The sequence below is a fragment of the Streptomyces roseolilacinus genome, assembly GCF_014649335.1.
In the GTDB taxonomy this organism is placed as follows: domain Bacteria; phylum Actinomycetota; class Actinomycetes; order Streptomycetales; family Streptomycetaceae; genus Streptomyces; species Streptomyces roseolilacinus.
Genome location: NZ_BMSV01000002.1, coordinates 14,644 through 35,481 on the forward strand (window position 1 = coordinate 14,644; position 20,838 = coordinate 35,481).

At 76.6% G+C, this 20,838-nt stretch carries 9 protein-coding genes; 4 read left to right on the forward strand and 5 right to left on the reverse strand.

The features are described from left to right. Nucleotides 1-148: 148 nt before the first annotated feature. The 3 genes from IE106_RS04410 to IE106_RS04420 all read right to left on the reverse strand — a co-directional run bounded on the left by IE106_RS04410 (nt 149) and on the right by IE106_RS04420 (nt 7,950). Nucleotides 149-2,962 (reverse strand): M56 family metallopeptidase, encoded by a 2,814-nt coding sequence (locus tag IE106_RS04410; RefSeq protein ID WP_229840016.1) that lies wholly within the window; start codon nt 2,960-2,962, stop codon nt 149-151. Further along, complete coding sequence (locus tag IE106_RS04415; RefSeq protein WP_229840018.1) at nt 2,959-3,642, reverse strand: hypothetical protein; 684 nt, start codon at nt 3,640-3,642, stop codon at nt 2,959-2,961. The genes IE106_RS04410 and IE106_RS04415 overlap by 4 nt, the downstream gene beginning before the upstream one ends. 474 nt (nt 3,643-4,116) lie before the next feature. Next, entirely contained in the window at nt 4,117-7,950 is a 3,834-nt protein-coding gene (locus tag IE106_RS04420) for an nSTAND1 domain-containing NTPase (RefSeq protein ID WP_189530040.1), read from the reverse strand. A gap of 293 nt (nt 7,951-8,243) precedes the next feature. Between IE106_RS04420 and IE106_RS04425 the strand changes: the two genes are divergently transcribed. From IE106_RS04425 to IE106_RS04435, 3 genes are all read left to right on the forward strand, one after another. Continuing rightward, a complete protein-coding gene (locus tag IE106_RS04425; RefSeq protein ID WP_189530042.1) occupies nt 8,244-11,582 on the forward strand; it encodes a S8 family peptidase in 3,339 nt (1,112 codons plus the stop codon). Nucleotides 11,583-11,836: 254 nt separating this feature from the next. Then, nucleotides 11,837-13,672, forward strand: coding sequence for a serine/threonine-protein kinase (locus IE106_RS04430; protein WP_229840020.1), 1,836 nt, complete (start codon nt 11,837-11,839; stop codon nt 13,670-13,672). Nucleotides 13,673-13,850: 178 nt separating this feature from the next. Beyond that, a complete protein-coding gene (locus IE106_RS04435) occupies nt 13,851-14,846 on the forward strand; it encodes a GerMN domain-containing protein (protein ID WP_189530045.1) in 996 nt (331 codons plus the stop codon). 87 nt (nt 14,847-14,933) lie between these two features. On the opposite strand, the gene IE106_RS04440 is transcribed toward IE106_RS04435, so the two are convergent. Then, entirely contained in the window at nt 14,934-16,541 is a 1,608-nt protein-coding gene (locus tag IE106_RS04440) for a S8 family peptidase (RefSeq protein ID WP_189530047.1), read from the reverse strand. 563 nt (nt 16,542-17,104) lie between these two features. Here IE106_RS04440 and IE106_RS04445 point away from each other — a divergent pair. Next, complete coding sequence (locus IE106_RS04445; RefSeq protein WP_268255278.1) at nt 17,105-20,140, forward strand: LuxR C-terminal-related transcriptional regulator; 3,036 nt, start codon at nt 17,105-17,107, stop codon at nt 20,138-20,140. On the opposite strand, the gene IE106_RS04450 is transcribed toward IE106_RS04445, so the two are convergent. Beyond that, nucleotides 20,065-20,832, reverse strand: coding sequence for a class I SAM-dependent methyltransferase (locus IE106_RS04450; RefSeq protein ID WP_189530049.1), 768 nt, complete (start codon nt 20,830-20,832; stop codon nt 20,065-20,067). The genes IE106_RS04445 and IE106_RS04450 overlap by 76 nt on opposite strands. Nucleotides 20,833-20,838 lie beyond the last annotated feature (6 nt).

Consider the following 20,838-nt stretch of genomic DNA (forward strand, 5'->3'; position numbering starts at 1 on the left):
TGAGGTCACGGGCCGTTGCCGAACATGGCGGATCAGGCCCGCCGGGTGGGCCCCGGGCGGAACGGGCACCGACCGGGGAAGCCGGGAGCACGCGCGACCTCCCCGGGGGAAGCGGGCCGCGGCGGGCTCCGCACGACGTGCGGACCGGTCAGCGGGCCTTCCACCGCGGCCACTGCTCCAGCGCGGTGTCCACGCGGTCCGTCAGGCGCGGAAGGGTGCCGCCCGCCTGCTCGTAGGCGTCGAAGAGCCGCTCCAGCATCCTCGTGTTGCGCGCCACGTCGTTCCTGTCCGAGTCGAGCGTGGACGTGCACGTGCGGGCCGCGTCCCGGCTCTTGGCCAGCAGGGCGGACCAGCTGCGGTCCAACTCCGGGTCGGGTACGCCCAGATGGCGCCGCGCGGTGGCCGTGTCGCGGGCGAGACCGGCGCAGACGGGGCGCAGGGCGTCACCGTCGAAGGCACCGGTGTCGGGGTTCGTCGACTCCTTGAACCACTTCTCGAACTCGGCGTACCGAGAGGCCAGGGCGACCATGTCGGCCTGGCCGCCCACCTTGAACCAGGCCAGCAACTGGAAGGCGCGCACCCGTGCGTCGGTGTCGGCGGCCGGGGGGCGCCGGGGCACCGCCAGGGCCGTACCGCCGCCCGACGCCGAACGCACCGCGACGACGGACGACACGACGGCCAGGGCCGCGGCGAGGCCCACGGCGATCCGGGGCGGCCAGGGCCGCCGTACGGCTTCGGCGGGCGCCGAGGGCCTTCCGGCACGGGGGAGACGGGCCAGGGGCGCGGCGACCAGGGCGGCGCCGAACATCGCCGGCACGGTCATCTGCACCAGCAGTTCGGTCAGCGGCCACGCCGCTTCGGGCAGCCAGTGGCAGGTGTCGCCCATGACCCGCAGCGGGCCCAGGCAGCCGTCGGCGGACTGGAGCACGAACTGCCCGGCCAGCGCGGTGACGTGGGCGATGCCCGCGGCGGTGAGGGCGCGGGGCAGCCGGTGGGTGCGGGTGGCCGCGGCGACGACGGCCGCCGTCACGGCCACCCCCGCCCACAGGGCGACGGTCCGCCACCACAGGTGGACGAGGCCGAAGGCCGTGCCCCGCTCTTCCAGCGGAGGGCGCCAGGAGTGGACGTACGCCATCACCACCGCCACCGCGGCGACGCCGAGCACGCCCCCGGCCAGCCCGGCGAGGACCGTGGACCGCAGCCCCGCCGCCCGCGGCCGCCGGAGCAGCAGCACCGCCGGATGGATCCACAGCACCGCCGCGGCCGCGACGACCAGGGGGGTCGAACCCGCGGCGCTCACGCTCACGAGGACCGCGGCGATCCAGGGCAGCACCGCCGCGTACTGCCCGTACCGGTCCCAGGGGCCGGGGAAGACCTCGCGGATGTGCTGCTCCAGGCCGCCCGTCCGGTACGGGGCCCCGGCCAGCCACAACTGGCCCTCGCCCATCCACCAGCCGAGACCGGCGGCCGCCACGACGCACCCCGCGACGGCCGCGACGAGCATCGCCCCGCGCAGCGCGGACGGCGTGCCCGGTGTGTCCCGCAGCCGCAGCCGGGTGCACTGGGCCAGCCAGCAGACGTAGGCCACGGCGCCGAGCAACGGGAAGAGCAGGGGCTCCGGGTGCGCGGGCCCCCAGCCGGGGCCGACGCTCGTCCCGGACAGCAACTCCCCGCAGACCAGGCCCAGTCCGAGCGCCAGGCCGGCCCGCACGCCCGAGGGGCCGGGGGTGCCCCGGTGCGCGGCGTACAGGGCCGCGCGCCAGACCGAGACCGTCAGGAGGGCCGCCGCCAGGCCCCCGGTGAGCCAGGCGGCCGGACCGGCCTCCCACAGGCCGCCCAGCGCGTTCCCGGTGACCACGGTGACCGCGCCGAGCAGGAACAGCGGCGTGCCCGTCAGCGTGAACAGGCCCGCCGGATCCCGGAGCACGCGGCAGCGCTCCTCCCAGGAGGGGTGGCTGCGCCACAGCGCCGAGACGTCCCGCGCCGCACGGCCCCGCGCCGCGGCCCCCTCGGCCCGTGCCCGCCAGACCCCGGGGTCGGCGCCCCGGGCCACGGCCCCCCGGTCGGCGTACAGCTCGCGGTGGCGCAGGGTGTCGGCGCGGGCCAGGACGACCAGCAGGAACAGGAACGCGGCGGTCGCGACCTCCTTGACCAGGTACGGCCGGGCGGCGGGCCAGAAGACGGCGTCGGCGCCCAGGAACCAGCCGAGGTGCGCCGCGACGAGGCTCCCGCCGACCACGAGGACGAACGGGACGGCGGCCAGGGCGAGGAAGGCCCGCCAGAGCGCCGTCACGGCGTAGGCGATGTCCACGTCCCGGTGGCGCAGATGGGCCAGTTCGTGCAGGACCACGGCCTGGAAGCGGGCCGGGTCGAGGCGGCGGACGTGCAGCAGGCCGTGGTGGAGGCACAGGGTCCGCCGGCCCGCCCGGCCGAAGACCACCGCGCCGGCGTCGAAGGCGGCCGGATCGACCACCAGGTCGGGCAGGACGCGCACCCCGGCGGTCCCGGCCAGCCGGGCGACCTCGGCCCGGACCTCGCCCCGCGGGTCCCGGCCGTGCAGCGGCACCAGGCCGCGCCGCCACCGCTTCCAGCGCGGCAGCAGCAGGTACACGGCCACGGCCGCCAGCAGGACGACGACGCCGCCGGCCGGGCCGTACCACTCCGGTGACACGGGGGCCGCCGCGGCGCACTCCTTGACCGCCGCCGCCTGGGCGTTGTACCGCGCCACGTTGTCGACGAGGGCCCCGGCCGGGTCGTGACCCGCCGCGAACTCGCAGAGGAACCGGGCGTTCCGGGCGGGGTACGGCCGCAGGACGGCGCTCAGCATCTCGAACGTGGCCACCGCCATCGCGACGACCAGGACGAGGAAGCGCAGGGCGGTCCCGGCGGGCAGCGCGCCCGGGTCGGGAGCCGGCGGCACCGGGTCCCGAGGGGGTGCGGCCGCCTCCGCGTGCCCGCTCACCGGCCCGGCCCGTCCTCCTGACGACCGCCGTCCCCCGAGCCGCCGGGGCCACCGGAATCCCTTCCGGGGCCACCGGAATTCCCCGACCCACCGGAGTCCCCGGAGCCACTGGCGCCGCCGGAATCCCCTGACCCACCCGAGCCCCCTGACCCACCCGAGGCACCGGACTCATCCGAACCACCCGGTGGCGCCTCGGGTCCGGTGTCCCGCGGGTCCTCCGCGCCCGCCAGGGCCAGCCGTGCGACCACGCTGTCCGCGAGGGCGTCGGCCTCGGTGCCGCCGATGCCGCGCCGGACCGCCTCCTCCCGCACCCGCCGCCGTACGGTCGCCAGTTGCCCCCGGTCGAGGGCCGGCACCTCGGGAGGGCCGGCCGCGCGCCGGGCGGACGGGCGCAGCCGTCCGAGGACGGCCGCGGCCCGGTTCATCAGCCGGCCGGTCCCGTCCGCGACGGCGGCGCGGCACGCCTCGTCGACCACCAGCAGGACCAGGGGCGTGAGCAGGGTCGCGACGTCACCGAAGCCGAAGCCCAGCGGGTCGGACCGTCCGCCGGAGGACGCCTGCCGCATCCGCCGTACCACCAGGTCGTAGTCCAGGCCCGCCAGGTCCTCGACCAGTTGCCTCTCCTGGGGTGCGTGCCGCTCGACGACGCTCCCCACCACGTCCAGCACGGTCGCACGCATGCGCCCGCCCCCCTCCGCGCCCGCCGTTCCCGTACGGCCCCTCCGGCCAGGATGCACCAGTGCGCACGGCCCTGGACAGACGACCCCCGGCCACCCGCGCGGCCACCCCGCTCCGCGCCCGCACGGGACCACCGGGCGCGCCGCTGAGGCGGTCCCGTGCGGACACGGCACGCGCCCGTGGACCTCACCGACCCGCAGCGGACGCGCGGCCCACACCCACGCCGACCACACCCGCTCACCCACTGCGACCCACCGGGCCGCTGTTCGCGGACTTCCCGAAGGATGCTTCAGGCCGTCGGATGCGGTGCCGGGCCGTTTGACGGCGTCCCGCTGGAGACGAGCCGGACGTGGGCGTGGGTACCGGCCGTGACACCGGTGGGTGCGTGGCCCGGCGGACCGGACGCCCTGTCCCGGAGCGGAGCCGCCGTCGGGACCGGAGGCGGGCCGTGGGCCGGCCCGCCGGGTGCCCCGCGGTCAGCAGACCTTCCGGTACGGGATGCCCGGGAGGTACGTCTCCCAGTCGTCCGGGGAGAGCCCGCCGCCCGCGCGCCCGCACACGGACGACACCAGGCGGTCGGGGGCCACCGGATGGGACCGGACGCCGCTGTGCTCGCCCACGCTGTGCACGCTGCGGCCGTCGGGGGCGAAGGCGACCGCGACGATGCCGTCGCCCGGTGTCGGCAGCGGCGACCCCAGTGGCTGGCCCGACGCCACGTCCCAGAGCTGGAGCGTGCCGCCGTCGCCCGCGACGGCCAGGGTCGTCCCGTCGGGTGAGAAGGCGAGTGCCTCGACGGCTTCGACCGTGCCCCGGCGGGCGGCGTCCCGGGTTCCGAGGAGGGCCCCGCGCCGCCGGGTGACGTCGCCGTCCCAGAGGGTCACCCCTCCCGCGCTGTCGCCGACCGCCAGGTGCGTGCCGTCCGGGCTGAAGGCGAGCACGCTGGTGGCGTCCATGCGGAGGCTGCGCGAGGTGATCCGGCCCGAGGGCAGGGCGAAGACGTGCCGGGGGGTGGCGACCAGACGGCCGTCGGGGCGCGCCAGGGGTGTGCTGGGGTGCGAGAGGCCGAGGTCGAAGACCCGGAAGTGGGCCTCGGACTGCGCGGCGGACCGGGTGCGCTGCCTGCGGGCCACGTCCCAGATGTCGATCGTGTCCATGCCGAAGCGGGTGACGAGCAGGGACCGTCCGTCCCCGGTGAAGGCGACCCCCGTCACGGGCAGCCGCGCCGAGTGGGGCGGGCGGGGGTCCGCCAGCGGACGGGCGGGCGCGTCGGCCGGCACGTCCCACAGGACCAGGTCCCGGTAGTCCTCCCGCTCCCGGTCCCCGAACAGGCTGGTCCTGCCGTGGACGAGGGTCCGGCCGTCGGGGCTGAGCGCGAGCAGGGGGTGGCACTCGTCGTCGGCGGGGGGAGGGCCGCCCGCCGGGCAGGGGAGGGCGGGGGTGCGGGCCGTCCGGTGCCCGTCCGCGACGCGGTACGCCTCGGAGTACGACGTGCCGCCCCGGCGGCGGTCGACCGCGAGGGTCCGGCCGTCCCGGCTGAACGTGCCCTGGGAGGCGGGCTCCCGGCTCCAGTCGGCGGTCGTCGCCGGGCCGTAGGAGACCGTGCGCACGACGCTGTCCGAGCGGTGGCGCTCGGTCACGTAGCGGATCACCCCGGCCGCCGTGTCGATCCTGAGCTGGGTGGCGGCCTCGTTGGCCAGCGGGAAGCGGAAGACCGGCTCCGCGGGCGACGACAGCCGCCACAGGAGGATCTCGCGGCGGTCCGCGGCCACGACGAACCGCCCGTCGGGGCTGGTCGTCGCGTCGGTCAGGTCCGCGTGGCGGATGGGGGCGCGCTCCCGCCCGGTGACCGGGTCCCAGAAGCGCAGCCCGTCGGCGGTCCGCGTCATCAGCGTCCCGCCGTCCCCGGTGAACCGGAGGGACTTCGCGGCGCAGGCACCGGGCCGTGTCGCGGGCAGCTCACGGCGCCGGGTGACGTCCCAGATCTCCAGCGGGACGGCCTCCCGCGCACCCTCCTCGGCCCCCTCGGCGCACAGCGCCAGGAGGCGGCCGTCGGGGCTCACCGCCCATCGCGGATCACGGCCCGCGGGGCGCTCGATCAGGAGCCGGCCGTGTCGCGCGTCCCGGAGCCCGAGGCCGCCCCGCCCCCTCTCGTCGAGCCGCAGGTCCACGACGGCGCGGCCGTCGGGCGCGTAGCCGTGGACGGTCCCGTCCGTTCGCCGGGGGGCGCCGACCGGCCTGCCCGACGTCAGGTCCCACCGCCGAACGCCGGGGTCCGCGCTCTGGATCCGGGACGTCACGAGGAGCGTCCGGCCATCGGGGGAGGTCCCGCTCACCCGGCTGTCGTGGGGGAGCGGGACCGGCGGTCCGACCGCCTCGCGCGTGGTGACGTCCCACGCCCGCACCTCGGACTCGCCGACGACGACGGCGGTGCGGCCGTCCGCGCTGAGGCGGACCGGCGGCGAGCCGGAGGACACCGCCGTACGGACCCCGTCCGGGACGTCGTACGTGTCCGACTCCGGCTGCGCGAACGCCCCGAGCAGCGCCGAACGCGTCTCCGTCGTCCGCTTGAGGGACCACGCGGCCAGGCTCAGCCGCATCGCCAGGGCCGGGTCGGACGCGCGCACGCCCTGGGCCAGCGAGGCCACGCGGCGGGCGGCCGCCTCCTCGCGCTGCTGCCTGCTCTCCTCGCGCTGCCGCAGGCTGTCGCGGCCCTGCTGCCAGGCCGTCACCCCGGCCACCGTGGCGAGGACGACGAGCAGCGCCACCGCGGAGGTCACCGCGCGGCGGGTCCACCGGGCCCGGGTGCGCGCCGCGGTACTGGCCCGCAGGAAGTCCCGCTCCCGCGCCGACAGTTCGCGCTGCTCCCGGGCGGTGGCGAAGGCGAGTTCGGTCTCGGTCAGCTCGCCGCCGCGCAGCAGCGCCCCGCTGTCGCGCTGCCGGGCCAGCCAGTTGTGGGCCGCCTGGGTCAGGCGCCGGTGGCGGCGCAGCCGTTCGCGGCCCTCGTCGATCCAGTCGCGCAGCCGGGGCCACGCGGTGATCAGCGCCTCGTGGGCCAGGTCCGCGGTGTCCCGGTCCAGGGTGACGAGCCGGGCGCGGGCCAGCCGGTCCAGGACCGCGCGCGAGTCCGACTCCGCGCCGGTGCCGGCGAGTTCGGAGAGGCCGACGGGGCGGCGGGTGTCCGGGGCGCCGTCGCCCGGGGTGATCAGGCTCAGCAGGACGCGGCGGGCCGCCTCCGCCTGGGCGGGGGTGAGGTCCGTGTACAGGTCCTCGGCGGTCTGCGCGATGGCGCCGTGCAGCCCGCCCGCGGCGTGGTAGCCCTCCAGGGTCAGGGTGCGGCCGCGGCGGCGGCGCCAGGTCTCCAGGAGGGCGTGGGACAGCAGGGGGAGGCCGCCGGGTTCACCGGCGACCTCCTCCACCAGGCGGGCGGTCAGGGCCCGTTCGACGATGAGACCGGAAGCGGCCGCCGGTCGCACGATCGCCCCGCGCAACTCCTCGGCGGTCAGCGGGCCGACCGGCAGGGCGGCCTCCTTGACGGCGGCCGCCAGGCCGGGATGGGCGAGGCACCGTGCGTAGAAGTCGGCGCGCACACCGAGCACCACCCGCAGCCCGCTGTCGGGCCGGCGGGCCGCCAGCAGGGCGGTGAGGAAGGCGTCGCGCTCCCGTGCGTCGGCGCAGAGCGTGAACAGCTCCTCGAACTGGTCCACGACCAGCCAGGTCTCGCCCTCCCCGCCGGCCGGGACGAGCAGCTTCCCGTGGGTCCGCATCGGGTGCTCGCCCGGCGTGAGGATCCGCAGGGCGGCGGCCCGGGGCAGCGGGGCCCGTGACCGGCGCAGCCGGGGGAGGAGACCGGCGCGCAGGAGGGACGACTTGCCGCTGCCGGACGGGCCGAAGACCACGGTGAAGCGGTGCGTGGCGACCAGGTCCGTCAGCTCGTCGGTGAGCTGCCCGCGGCCGAAGAAGACCGCCTCGTCCTCGGGTTCGAAGCGGGCGAGACCGCGGTAGGGCGGGAGGCTCCCGTCGTCCGGGCCGGAGGCGAGCCCGGCGAGGTGCTCCGCCTCGGCGGCGTTCCAGCGGTGCTCCCACTCCTCCGCGTCCCCGCCGCAGGCGGCGACGTACGCGAGGGCGACGGGCAGCGTCGGCAGCTTCTCCCCGGCGGCGGCCTGGGACAGCGCCGTCACCGAGTACCCGGCGCGCCGGGCCATCTCCCGGTACGAGGGCCCCCCGGCCTCCCGGCGCAGTCCGCGCAGTCCGTGGGCGAAACGCGGCACCGGCCCCGCTTCCGGATCGAGCTCCTTCTCCGGCCTTCCCACACCGCTCCCATTCAGTTGATCAAGGTGCTTCCCCTGCGAGGAACGTACCTCTCCACGCACCCGGAGCCCCACCTGCCACAGACGAAGGCAGTTGTTCAGAGGTACGGAACGGGGCTGCCGAACAACCCGCGAACCGGTGGACTGCTCGGGCAGACACCGCGGCGACGCGGAACACGCGTCGCGCCCGGCCTCCCCTCCGGCACGAGCGCCCACGGGAGCGGCATCCGCGCCCCGCGGGGCCCCGGAGGACCCGGAGGCACGGGCGGACGACCCCCCTTTCACCAGGAGAAGAGTTGTACAGATCCCCACGGAGGACCCGACGCCGAACGGGGGCCCTCGCCCTCGCCACGGCCGCCGCCACCCTCACCACGGGCCTCGGCGCCCCCGCCGGGGCGGTGCCCGCGGGCACCGAAGGCCCCGCCCGGGCGGTCGGGGCCGCCGCGCCCCTGACGAGCGTCACGCTGATCACCGGCGACCGGGTGAGCGTGGACGGCAGCGGCAGGCCCGTCCGCATCGAACACGGCGAGGGCCGCGAGAAGATCCCCGTCTGGACACGCGTCCTGGGCGGGCGCACCCTCGTGGTGCCCGCCGACGCGGAACGCCTGATCGCCACGGGCAAGCTCGACCGGCGGCTGTTCGACCTGACCGAGCTGACCCGCCCCGAGACCGCCGCCGCACAGCGCGGCGGCCTCAAGGTGATCGTCCAGTACAGCGGTTCCGCCCCGGCCGCCCGCTCCGAGGTACGCGAGGCAGGGGGCAGCGCGGTCCGCACGACGTTCAGGGCGCTGAACGCGGAAGCCGTCCAGACCCCCCTCACGGACGCCGGGGCGCTGTGGTCCGCGCTCACCGACACCCGCGGCGCCGCCCCCGCCGCGCCCGCACCCGGCGTCAACCGCGTCTGGCTCGACGGCGGCCGCCGGGCGAGCCTGGACAGGAGCGTGCCGCAGACCGGCGCGCCGAAGGCGTGGGCCGACGGGTACGACGGCACGGGCGTCCGGATCGCCGTCCTGGACACGGGCGTCGACGCCACGCACCCGGACCTCGCCGGCCAGGTGGTCGCCGAGCGCAACTTCTCGTCGGCGGCCGACGCCGAGGACCGGCAGGGGCACGGCACCCACGTCGCCTCCATCGCCGCCGGCACGGGCGCCACGTCCGGGGGCGCCCACCGGGGCGTGGCCCCCGGGGCCCGACTGCTCAGCGGCAAGGTGCTCGACGACGACGGCTTCGGCAGCGACTCCCAGATCCTGGCGGGCATCGAGTGGGCGGTCGCCCAGGGCGCCGACGTCGTCAACCTCAGCCTCGGCGGCACCGACACCCCCGAACTGGACCCGCTGGAAGCGGCCGTCGACCGGATCTCCGCCGACACCGGCGTCCTCTTCGCCGTCGCGGCCGGCAACTCGGGATCCGGCGCCTCCTCGGTGGAGTCGCCGGGCAGCGCCGAGGCCGCGCTCACCGTCGGCGCGGTCGACGACTCCGGCGCGCTGGCCGACTTCTCCAGCCGCGGCCCGCGCACCGGCGACGGGGGCGTCAAACCCGACGTCACCGCGCCCGGCGTGGACGTCACCGCGGCGGCCGCCCCCGGCAGCGTCCTGGCCGACCGGCACGGCCAGGGCCCCGACGGCTACCTGACGCTCTCCGGTACGTCGATGGCGACCCCCCACGTCGCCGGCGCCGCCGCGATCCTCAAGCAGCGGCACCCGCAGTGGACGTACGCCGAACTCAAGGGCGCCCTCACCGGATCCGCCGAGGAGGGCCCGTACGGCCTCCTCGACGGGGGGACCGGCCGCATCCGGGTCGACGCGGCGCTGCGGCAGACCGTGTTCGCCCAGCAGTCGGGCCTGAACTTCGGCGTCGCGCAGTGGCCCCACGCCGACGACCCGGTCCTGACCAGGAAGGTCACCTACCGCAACACGGGCGACGAACCCGTCACCCTCGCCCTCGCGCTCGACGCCCGCGACCCCCGGGGCGGGCCCGCCCCGGACGGGTTCTTCACCCTGGGCGCCGACGAGGTGACCGTCCCCGCGGGCGGCACCGCCTCCGTGGACCTGACCGCGGACACCCGGATCGGCGGCACGGCCGACGGCCTGTACTCCGTGCGGGTCCTGGCCGGCGACGGCGAGTGGAGCGTACGCACCCCGGCGGTGGTGGAGCGCGAGATCGAGTCCTACGACGTGACGTTCGACCACGTCGGCCGCGACGGGGGGACCGCCGCGAGCTACAGCACGGTCGTCAGGGGCTCCACCGAGGGCCTGTACCGCGAGGAGGCGTACCTCTCGGACACCTCGGGCACGACCACGGCCCGCCTGCCGAAGGGCACCTACTTCCTCGACTCCCACATCGACGACCCCGAGACGGGCACGAACTGGCTGGTCCAGCCGGTGCTGGAGGTCACGGGCGCGCAGACGGTCACCCTCGACGCGCGGACGACGAAGCCGGTGGACATCACCGTCCCGGACCCCGACGCGACACTGGAGAGCGCTTTCGTGGGCTTCTCCTACGAGCAGGGCGAGTTCGGCCAGACGACCTTCCTCGCGATGCGCTCGTTCGGGGGCCTGCGCACCGCGCACCTCGGCCCGCCGGTCACCTCCGGGCTCGCCCACCTGTGGTCGGGGACGTGGACCAACGGCGCGAAGGAGTACCACGTGTCGCTGGGCGGCCGGTCGGACCGGTTCGCCACCGGATACACCCGGCACCTCGGCGTGAACGACCTGGCCACCGTGCGGGTGGGCCTCGGCGCCTCCGTCCCGGGCAAGAGCGGCGCCCTCTTCCCCTCGGCCACCGTCCCCGGCGCGCCGCCGGCGTTCCTCGCGCCCTCCTCGCCCCTCCGGCAGCTTCCCGCCGCGTACACGCTGTACCTGTCGGCGCTCGACGGGGCGCGCTGGAACACGGGCTTCCAGCAGATGGGCCGCAGCGGGGACGGCTGGGTCACGGAGGCGAGCTTCGCACCGGAGGAACCCGAGGAGTACCGCGGCGGGCAGACCTACCGTGAGGTCTTCAACACCGCGGTCCTCGCCCCCCGGCTGGACTCCCGGTACGCGCTCTCCCGCAAGGGCAACGAGATCTCCGCTGACGTACCGCTCTTCTCCGACGGCCACGGGCACGCGGGCCGCACCCTCCACGCGTCGGCGCGGACCACGCTCCACCGCGACGGGGTGAAGATCGCGGAGAGCGACGGACCGGTCGACCGCGCCCCCTTCACCGTGCCCGCCGGCAGCGCCCGGTACTGGCTGGCCACGTCCGTCACACGCGACCCCGCCGTGGCGGCGACCTCCACGCGCATCGACGCGAGCTGGGAGTTCTCCTCCGGGGAGACGACGGCCGAGACCCGGCTGCCCGCCTCCACGGTGCGCTTCGGCGCCGCCGTCGGCCTCGACGGCACCGCCCCGGCCCGGCAGGTCCAGCTCGTGCCGCTGACGGTGCAGGGCGCCGCGGCGGGCGGGAACCTCAAGTCCCTCGCCGTGTACGCCTCCTACGACGACGGCAAGAGCTGGAAAGCGCTCACCGTGGCGTACGGCAAGGCAGCGGTGCGCAACCCGGACCAGGGCAAGGGGATCTCCTTCCGCGCCCTGATCGTGGACAAGCAGGGCAACCGCTCCTCGTTGGACGTCCACGACGCGTACCGCGGGAAGTGACGCCCTGACGGCAGGGGGCGGCGTCCCGGGGCCACGTGCTCCGGGGCGCCGCCCCCCTCGCACGCCGGGAGCCGGGGCGCGTGCCGCCCGGGCTCGCGCGGCGGGAAGGGGCACGGTGCCACGGTCAACGTGCCTCCCGGGCTCGCGCGGCGGCGCGCACGGCGCGTGCGCGGCGGATCCCGTACGGGCCCCGGCACCGGGTTCCCGGACTCTGCCGCACAGACGTGCGCCCAGGCCCCCTACGATGACCGGCCATGAGCATGAGTGAGGGCGGCAGACCACTGGTCGACGCACGGTTCGAACTGGTCTCCCGCCTGGGCAGCGGCGGCATGGGCACGGTCTGGCGGGCACGGGACGTCGCCCTGGACCGGGAGGTCGCGCTCAAGGAGGTCCGCCCGCCCGACCCGGCCGTCGAGGAGGCCGACCCCGGCCTCGCCGCGCAGCTGCGCGAGCGGGCGATCCGCGAGGCCAGGGCACTGGCCCGGCTGTCGAACCCGCACGTCGTGACGATCCACCACATCGTCGACCCCGCCGACGGCTCCCACCCCTGGATCGTCATGGAGCTCGTCGAGGGACGCTCCGTGTACGACCGGCTCGCCCAGGGGCCCATGCCCGTGCCTGAGGTGATCAGGCTCGGCCTGGAGGTCCTGTCCGCGCTGCGCGCCGCGCACTCCGCGGGCATCCACCACCGCGACGTCAAGCCCGCGAACGTGCTGCTGCGCCCCGACGGCAGCGCCGTCCTGACCGACTTCGGCATCGCCGAACTGTCCGGGGCGACGTCCCGGCTCACCGCGACCGGCGACCTCATCGGCTCACCGGAGTTCATCGCGCCCGAGCGGGTGCGCGGCGAGGAGGGCAACCCGGCCTCCGACCTGTGGTCGCTCGGCATGCTGCTGTACGTGGCGGCCGAGGGCCACCACCCGTTCCGCCGGGCGACCAGCCTCGCGACCGTGGTCGCCGTCCTGGACGACCCCGTCCCGCCGCCGGTCAGGTCGGGGGCGCTCGGCCCCGTCCTGGACCGGCTGCTGGTCCGCGACCCCGCGCGGCGCCCCGACGGCGCGCAGCTGGAGCGGCTGCTGCGGGAGGCGTCGGCGCGCCAGTCGGGCACGGCACCGGCGGGCGACCCGCGGCAGGACGCGCGGCCGGGCCCGCGGCGGGACCAGCGGCAGGACGGCCGATCCGCCACCACCGCCCCCGGCCACGCCACCGCCCCCGGCCACGCCCCGCACGCCGCGACCGTGCCGTCCCACGGGCCGTCACACGGGCCGTCACACGGACCGGGCGCGGCGCCGTACGGGGCGCACCCCGCGTACGCGGGGCCGCAGGCCCACGCCTCGACCTGGACGCCGCACGCCACCGCGCCGAACGGGGCGTTCGGGCCGCCCGTGCCGCCCGCCCGCCGGCCGGCGGGCCGCCGTGCGGCCGTCCTCTCCCTCGCCTCGGCCGTGGCCGTCGCCGCCGTGGTCGTGACCGCCCTGAACTGGCCGTCCGGCGGAGGCGCGGCCGGCGGGGGCAAGGGGGCCGCCCCGTCGGCGAGTTCCACCCCGCGCTCCCCGGCGTCCGACACGCGCGGCACCGTGCCGGGCACCGGGGCGTCCCCGTCGGCCGGCGGCCCCCGCGCCGGGACCAGGGGCACCCTCCTCACCACGGCGAACATCCGCACCGTCCTCGGGGCGTTCCGCGAGGCGAGCGGCAACCCGCAGGTCAAGGAGGTGACGGTCTACGAGGACTACGCGCTGGCCGACATCCCCACCAAGCCGGGCGCGAAGACGTACGACGAGTACCAGTACCGCGACGGCGTCGCGAGGAGGACCGGTCCGGGCGGCACCATCGACTCCGACGCCCCCGACGAGCAGCCGTTCGACGCGGCGGCCCTGGCCTGGGACACCCTCCCCGCGCTCATGCGCCGCGGCGAGAAGGAACTGAACGTGGACGACCCGAACCTGCGGTACGTCATCGTCGACCGGTGGACGTTCAACGCCGACCAGCCGACCGTGCGCTTCTACCTCTCCAACGAGTACCGGGCGTCCGGCTACCTCGCCGCCGACGGCCGCGGCAAGATCGTGTCCTCCTACCCGGCGCCCTCCTAGCGGCGGTCGCCGGCCGCGTCCGGCCGGGGGGCGCCGGTCTCCCGGCTCCGTACGCCCACGATCCGGACACTTACGGATGACGAAGGCCGAACGCGGCTACAGGGCGCGGAACATGGGGTACCCGACCATTCCCCGTACAGCGGGAAGACGTGCCCTTGAGGGGTCGGAGGAGGCTGCCATGGCATTTCGGGCCCGTACGACATCCACGCAGGCCAGGTGGGCACGGACGGCGCCACTCGCCTCCGTGCTGGCCCTCGCGCTCACACTCCCGGCGTGCGCGGCGGGCGCCGGCGGGGCGACCGTGCCCGCGGGCGTGCCGCGCACCGGATCGTCCACGCCGGCGGACCCGGCCGCCACCGCCCCACCGCCGGCGTCCGGCGCGGCCTCCCCCGGCCGCGCCACCCCGCCCGCGCCCACCACCCCGGCCACGGCCCAGCCCACCACCCCGCCCGCCGGGGGCAAGCAGGTGCGGGTCGCCGTCTACTTCCTGCACGGCGAGCGGGTGTCGCCCGCCCCCCGCGCCGTCGCCACCCCCGCCACCGCGGCGGGCGCCCTGCGCGCCCTGCTGTCGGGGCCGAGCGGCTTCGAACGCGGACACGGCCGGGCCACGGCGATCCCGACGGGGACGGAGCTGAGGTCCCTCGCCGTACGCGGCGGCGTCGCCACCGTCGACCTGTCCGGCCGGTACGACGACGGGCGCGGCTCCCGGTCGATGCGGTCCCGGCTCGCGCAGGTCGTCTTCACGGTGACGCGCTTCCCCTCGGTGAGGTCGGTGCGGTTCGCGCTCGACGGCAAGCCGGTCACCCGCTTCGGCGGCGAGGGCGTCGACCTCACCCGGCCGGTCGGCCGGGCCGACTTCGAGGACCTGACGCCCGCCGTGCTCGTGGAGTCGCCGATGATCGGCGACACCGTCCGCAGCCCGGTCAGGGCGTGGGGGACCGCGAACACCTTCGAGGCGTCCTTCGGGCTGAGGCTCACCGACGCGGCCGGCCGGACCGCGGCGAAGGTGCACGGCATGGCCTCCTCGGGCAGCGGCACGCGCGGGACCTTCGACCTGACGGTCGCCTTCCAGCCCACGCGCGAGGGCGCCGGGGTCCTGACCGCCTTCTGGGACTCCCCGGAGGAGGGCCGCCTCGTGGACTCCGCCACCGTCCCGGTGACCGTGCGGCGCTGACGGCCGGCCGTGCGGCCCGGCCGAAGGCGGCGCCGCCCGGCACGGGAGGGTGCCGGGCGGCGCGGGAGGGTGCCGGGCGGCGCGGGGTCAGAACTGGAGCGACCAGGCGTTGACGTAGCCGGTGTCGTTGGTCCAGTTGTCGGTGACGCGCAGCTTCCAGGTGCCGTTGGCCACCTCGCTGGAGGCGTTGACGGTGTAGGTGGCCTGGACGTGGTCGGCGCTGTCGTTGGTGTTGTAGTCCTTCAACAGGTATGCGGAGCCGTCGGGGGCGACCAGTTCCACCTTCAGGTCGCCGCGGAAGGTGTGGCGGATGTCGACCGTGACGGACAGGCCGGAGGGGGCGTTGCCGCTGACGCCGGTCACCGTGAGCGGGGACTCGACGGTGGCGTTGTCGCGGACGGGGTGGTCGTCGGTGTTCTCGAAGCGTGCGCCGGTGGGCGGCGGGGTGGTGCCGCCGGCGCCGGTGTGGAGGAGGCGGTTCGGGGAGCCCGCGCGGGCGTCGGTGACCTTGTCCGCCGTGGCGTCGGCCACCAGCTTCTCGCGGACCTGGGCCGGGGACCACGTCGGGTTCGCGGAGAGGATCAGAGCCGCCGCGCCCGCCGTGTGCGGGGAGGCCATGGAGGTGCCGCTGTCGGGCCGGGAAGCGGTGTCGCCCGAGTGGGACGTGGAGACGATGGAGTCACCCGGGGCGAAGATGTCCAGGCAGGAGCCGTGGTTGGAGCCCTGGCCGTTGTTCCAGCCGGTGGCGCGGGCGTCCTTGCTGTTGGTGGCGCCGACCGTGATGGCCGACGGGGTGGAGGAGGGGGAGTACTGGCAGGAGTCGGCGTTGTTGTTGCCCGCCGCGACGACCCAGGTGACCCCGGTGGCGATGGAGGCCGCCACCGCGTCGTTGACGGACTGGTTCTTCCCGCCGCCGATGCTCATGTTGGCCACCGCCGGCTTGACCGCGTTCCTGGTGACCCAGTCGATGCCGGCGAGGACCGGAGCCCAGCTGCTGCCGGAGTTGCCCTGGCAGTTCAGCACGCGGACGCTGACTATCTTGACGCCCTTGGCGACGCCGAACGAACTGCCGCCGACCGTTCCGGCGACGTGGGTCCCGTGGCCCTGGCAGTCGGAGGCGTTGGAGTCGTCGTCGATGAAGTCGTAGCCGCTGACCGCCCGGCCGCCGAAGTCCCGGTGGCTCAGGCGGACGCCGGAGTCCACGACGTACGCGGTGACGTTGGACGCGGTGGTGCCGTAGGTGTAGCGGGAGTCCGTCGGCAGGGAGCGCTGGTCGATCCGGTCCAGGCCCCAGGACGGGGGGTTGGTCTGGGTGTCGGCCGCGTACGCGACGCCGTCTGCCTCCACCCGGGCGACGGACGGGTCGGCGGCCAGTTCCCTCGCCTCCTCCTCGGTCATCTCGACCGCGAAGCCGCGCAGGGCGGCGGTGTAGGTGTGGCGCAGGCTGCCCGCGTGCCGCTTGGCCAGGGCCTTCGCGGAGGCGGGTATGTCGGTGCGGGCGACCGAGTCCTTGAGGGTGACGATGTAGGAGCCTTCGATGGCCCCGGCGCGGTCCGCGCCGACGATCCGGCCCTCGCCTCCGGGCGGTACGGGGGCGGTCGCGGCGGCCCCGGCGGTGGTGGCGGCCCCGACGAGCAAGGCGGCACTGGCACCGACGGCGAGCAGTCGCCGGACGGTGCGAGCGTCGAACTCCATGGTTTCTCCCTTGAGAGCGGTCCGGACCGGCTTGGTCCGGCGGTGGTGCACGTCGCGGGGCCGACGGGCGGAACGCGGGGTCCCGACATTGTCGAGGTCATGACAAGGACGCGATCGGCGTCCGGTCTCCGTTCTCCGTGCCGGTGTCCGCGAGCGGTGGGGGGCGGGCGCCGCACGAAGGGGACTTCGCGCGGCACCGGGTCGGGCCGCGTCGTACGGCCGTGTGGGAACGGCCGCCGCCCGGCACCCGGTCCCGCCGGTCAGGGACCGCGGGTGTGAGGCGAGGACGTTGCCCGACGGCCCAGAGCTTCGGCCAGACGGCGGGAGCCGGGCAATCCGTAGCGCTACCCAAAGAGTGGGGCGGGGAGGGGAGCCGGGAACGGGGCGGCGCTCGGCGGAGGGGCCCGGCTTCTCCCGTGAACCGATAGGTGACGGACCCCTATTGCACCGGTGGGAACAAGCCGGTAGACCACCCACCACCCGTCCCGCGCGGTCACGGTCGCGGTCGCGGGCCGTGGCCGGCGGCCGGCGGCCGGTGGACGGACGGAGTGGAGGAGGAGCCAGTGGAAAGTCCTGTCGTTCCCGTCGGCCTTGACGGCCTTGACGGCCTTGACGGCCTTGACGGCCTCGTCGGGCGGGACGCCGAGACGGCTCTCCTCCGCGCGGTGCTCGCGCAGGGCCCGTGCGTGGTGGTCGTCCGGGGGGAGGCCGGGGCGGGCGCGTCCCGACTGGTGGACGAACTGCTGGCCGATCCGGTGTGCGCGGACTGGGCGCACCTGCGCGGGACGTGCCCCGAGCCGGCGGCCGGGGCCCCCCTCGCCGCGGTCGCCGACGCGCTGGCCGGGCTGCCGCACCGGCCGGGCGTCCTCCTGCCGCCGGTGACCGGCATCGTGGGGAGGGTGGTCCCCGAACTGGCGGACCGGCTGCCGCCGCCGCCCGAGGAGTCCGACCCGGCGCTGCGGCAGGGACTGCTGGCACGCGGGGTGCGGGCCCTGCTGGCGGCGCTGGGGCCGACGGTGCTGGTCGTGGAGGACGTACACGCGGCGGACGCCCGCACCCTCGACCTGCTGCACCGGCTCACGGAGGCGATGCCGCCGGCGCTCCGCCTGGTCGTCACCGAACGCGCCGCCCCGGGCCTGCCCGTCCTGGGCGTCCGCGCCCGGCACCGGGTGCGGGTGGAGGAGGTCACCCTGCGGCCGTGGAACCCGGAGGAGACGGGGGAGTTCGTCCGGCGGTGGTTCGGCGGGCGCGCGGCCGGGCCCGGTCTCGCCGAGCTGGTGCACGCGCGTACGGGCGGGCTGCCCGGCGCGGTCGAGGCCCTGCTGCGGGCGGTCGGACGAGGTGGGCCGGCCGCTTCCGGCGGCGGGCCGGTCGGGGTGGCGGACGTGCGGGCGGCCGGGGTCCCGCCGAGTCTCCGGCGGGACATGGCCCGGCGGCGCGGGCCCCTCACCGAGGAGGCGGACCGGATGGTGGAGGCGGCGGCGGTCCTCGACCGGCCGGTCACCGGGGACGTGCTGGCCGAGGTGGCGGGGGTGGCGGCCGGGGACGCCGAACGGGCCGTGTCGCTCGCGGTCCGGCGCTCGGTGCTGCGGGCCGACGGACGGCAGGTGGGGTTCCGGCACCCCCTGGACCGCCAGGCGGTCCACGAGGAGATCGCCGGGCCCCGGTCGGAACGGCTCGCCCTGCGTGCCGTACGTGCGCTGCACCGGCTGGGCGGTCCGCTGCCGCTGGCCGACCTGGCCCGTCTGCACCGCGCGGCCGGGCGGACGCGGGAGGCCCTGCGCTACCTGGTGGCGGCCGCCGACCGAGCCGCCGCCCAGGGCGACTACGCCGCCGCGACCGCCCTGTACACCCGGGCGGTCACCGAGCAACCCCGGGCCGGGGCCCGTGTCCGCACCGCCGTGAAACTCGCCCGCACCGCCCAACTCGCCCGGGCCGGCGACGATGTGGTGAACGCCGTCCGGCGGGTCCTGGACGAGGACGCCCCACCGCCCCGGCTGCGGGGGGAGATCCGCCTCCACCTGAGCGTCATCCTGCGCAACCAGAGCACCGCGCCGCTCGACAGCCTGACCGAGATCGCCCGTGCCATCCCCGACCTGGAGGCGTCCGATCCGCAGACCGCCGTTCGCGCCATGGCGGTGGCGGCCATCCCCTCCCTCAAGGGGTGGCCGGTCAGCCACCACCTGGCCTGGCTGGAGAGGATCGAGACGGCAGGCGGCACGGTGACGGAGCCCGCGACCCGTGCCGCGGTCGCCGCGAACCGCGCCACGGCCCTGATGCTCCTGGGCGACGAGCGGGCGTGGGCCGCCGCCGACGCCCTGCGCCGTCCGGCCGCCTCCGCCCTGGAGGCCGCCCAGTACGCCCGGGGGTGGGCCAACCTGGCGCACGCGACCACCGCCCTCGGGCACACCGCGCGGGCCCGGGAGTTCCTGGACCGTGCCGTCGTCGGGCTCGCCACCACCTCCAGCCCGTACCTGGAAGGGCTGACGCAGACCGCTCGCCTGGTCGTCGACTGGCACGAGGGGCGGTGGGAGGGCCTGCACGGGGAAGCCGACCGTGTCAGCCGGGCGTACCGGGAGATACCCGACCTGACCGCCGAGGCCATGCTCGTACGCGGGCTGACCGCGCTGCACGTCCTCGGTGACGTGCCCACCGCCCGGCGGGACCTCGCCGAGGCCGCCCGCACCACCCGCTACGACACCGGGGTCATCCTCACCGCCTCCGCCGCCGCCACCGCCCGGCTGCACCTGGAGGCGGGGCGGCCCGGGCAGGCCTGCGACGCGGTGGAGACGGCCCTGCACCACCTGGACCGGACGGGCGGCTGGGTGTGGGCCACCGAGGTCGTCCCCACCGCCGTCGAGGCCCTGCGCGGCAGCGGGCAGGGCGAGCGGGCGCACCGGCTCGTCGAGGACTTCGCGGCAGGGACCGCCGACCGCGACGCCCCCGCGGCCCGGGCCGCGCTGACGGTGTGCCGGGCCCTGCTGGCGGAGGCGGACGGCCGCACCGGCGAGGCCGCCGAGCTGCTGGCCCGGGCCGAGGCCGCGTGGCGGCGGCTCCGCCGTCCCTTCGACGCGGCCCGGGCGGCGGAGGCCCGGGGGCGGTGCATGCTCCACGACCGGCAGGAGGAGGCCGCGGCGACCGTCCGGGGCGTGGTCGCCGCCTACCAGGACCTCGGGGCGCGCTGGGACGTGGCCCGCTGCCACCGGCTGCTGCGCCGCCACGACATCGTCACCACGCACCGCCGCGGGCGCCTCGGTTACGGGGACCGGCTCTCCCCCCGGGAGGAGGAGGTGGCCAGGCTGGTCGCCCAGGGGCGGGCGAACCGCGAGATCGCCGAGAGCCTGGTCCTGTCCACCCGGACCGTGGAGCACCACGTGGCCCGGATCATGCGGAAGTTGGACGTCGCCTCCCGGACGGACATCGCCGCCGCGCACGAGCGGGCCGCCCTCCTCGCCGGGGGCGGGGAGGGCGGCCCGGAGGTGACCGCCGCACCCCCGCGGCCGGAGGGGCGCCGTGGGGGAGGTCACCCGGCCAGCCGTGCCTTCCAGATCTCCTCGCTGGGCCACTCGTGGGCCCAGTCCGCCGACACCTCCGCGTAGTCCCGGTGCGCGGGCCGGGGCGCCTGGACCTCGATCAGGTCCTCCACGACGAAGCCGTGGGACCGCAGCAGCCGCAGCATCTCGCCGTGCGGCAGGACGAACTCGGTGCGCTCCCCCCACTCCAGCCGGCCCAGGCCGAACTGCCCGCGCAGCAGGGTCGTGGACGCCCGGCCCCCGGGCGGCGCGCACAACGCGAACAGGGGGGAGTACCGCATGAACACGAGCAGGCCGCCGGGCACGAGGACCCGGGCGGCCTCCGGGATCCACCGGTGCGGATCGCACCACAGGGAGGCGCCGTACTCGCTGATCGCCAGCCCGAACGTGGCGTCCCCGCAGGGCACCTCCTCCGCCCTGCCGAGGAGGAGGGGGAAGCCGATGCCGAACTCCGCCTGCATCGCACGCGCGGTGGCGAGCTGCTTCTCCGAGAAGTCGACCCCGACCGGGCGGGCACCCGCCCGGGCGAGCCGCGCCGAGACGTAGGCGGTGCCGCAGCCCAGCTCGATCGTGCGCATCCCCGCCAGGTCGTCGGGCAGCACACGGACCCGCGCCTCCGGAGTGCCCCACAGACCCCAGCACGGCTCCGGCAGCGACCACTGGTCGCGGGCGAGCGGCCCGTGCCAGGCGGCCGCCCTGTCCTCCCAGTAACGCCGGTTCAGCTCCGTGTGGTCGGATTGATCGCCGTGAGCAGTCATGGAGGC